The organism is Candidatus Andeanibacterium sp., assembly GCF_057143545.1.
The window spans coordinates 1-1,548 of record NZ_DBNHSF010000080.1; the positions used below are offsets into that span (position 1 = coordinate 1).

The window sequence follows — 1,548 nt, forward strand, 5'->3', positions numbered from 1 at the left end:
GAGGTGGTGCCTCGAGACCATCTGCTTCGCCGGATCGATGCTGTTCTCGACCTGAGCTGGCTTCGCCGGGAGCTTTCGCCCTATTACAGCCATACTGGTTGCCCGTCGCTTGATCCGGAACTACTGATCCGGATGCTGTTGATCGGCTATTGCTACTCGATCCGCTCGGAACGCCGGCTGTGCCAGAGGGTTGCGCTGGACCTGGCTTGCCGGTGGTTCTGCCGGCTCGGTCTGGAGGACAAGGTCCCCGACCACTCGACCTTCTCTACCAACCGCCACGGCCGCTTCCGCGAGAGCGACATCCTTCGCAAGCTCTTCGAGAAGGTGGTGCGCGGGTGCATGGCAGCTGGTCTGGTGGGCGGCGAAGGCTTTGCCGTCGATGCTTCCGTGATCGAGGCGAATGCGAGCCGCTTCAAGCGGGTCACTGGCGCCAAGATCGACTGGACGCAGGAGGAGCGGGCGCGACGGCCGGTGCGGGAGTATCTGGCGGCGCTGGATGGCGAGGACGGGCCAACCAATCCCGAGCGCGCACCCAAGGCCCTGTCGCCGAGCGATCCTTGCGCGGCCTGGACCACACGCGGCCGCCACAAGGTGATGTTCGCCTACAGCCTCAACTATCTGATCGATGAGGAACAAGCCATCATCGTCGATGTGGAGGCGACGCCGACGCGCATCTCCAAGGAGGCGGCAGTCGTCGAAACCATGATCGAGCGCACGGCCGATCGCTTCGCCCTCAAGCCCAAACGCCTCGCCGCCGATGTCGCCTATGGCACGGGAGAGCGGCTCGACTGGCTGATCGGGCACGGCATCGAGCCCCATATCCCGATCAAGGACATGAGCAGCCGCAAGGACGGGACCTTCTCTCGGTCGGACTTCACCTACGATCAGGAGCAGGATGTCTACGTCTGCCCCGCGGGCAAGACCCTCAAGACGAGCGCGCGGGTGTTTCCTGGCAATACGCTCTATTACCGGGCCAGCAAGCTCGATTGCGAGCGCTGCCCCTTGAAGCCGCGCTGCTGTCCCAAATCACCTGCGCGCCGGATCCCGCGCGACCTCTACGAGGCCGCCCGCGACCAGGCCCGGGCCCTGGCGGAAAGCGAGGCCTACCTTCAATCCCGGCGCCAGCGCAAGAAGATCGAAACCCGCTTCGGCGACCTCAAATGGAACCTCGGTCTCACCCGACTCCGACTGCGCGGCCTCTCAGGCGCCCGCGATGAGTTCCACCTCGCCGCTATCGTCCAGAATCTCAGACGCCTGGCGAAGCTCGCCGCCATACCTCCGCCAAACCTCGCAACCGCCTGATCCTATGACCCAAACTCGAGGCAAATAGGCCAAAACCAAAACCGCCCAGGCATCCCGCCGAGGCGCAAACAAAATGTCCGCTACTACTAGCAGCGGACATTCAAATTATTCAAAATCCGAGTTCGTCAACACCCTCGGCTAAACCGAGACGTTCCGAGGAGTGTGTCGGAACGGTCGCTTAGCCCCCAACTCCCGACATTCGATTTCGAACGTCAGCTTTTCTGTCCATTCCGACCGCTCTCCCCT

Annotated in this window: 1 protein-coding gene; it reads left to right on the top strand. The window is 63.0% G+C overall.

The window, feature by feature from the left end; genetic code table 11:
* On the top strand, nucleotides 1–1,302 hold a 1,302-nt coding region (locus AC16XC_RS05110), incomplete at its 5' end, for a transposase (RefSeq protein ID WP_484033567.1).
* Between the last annotated feature and the right edge of the window lie 246 nt (nucleotides 1,303–1,548).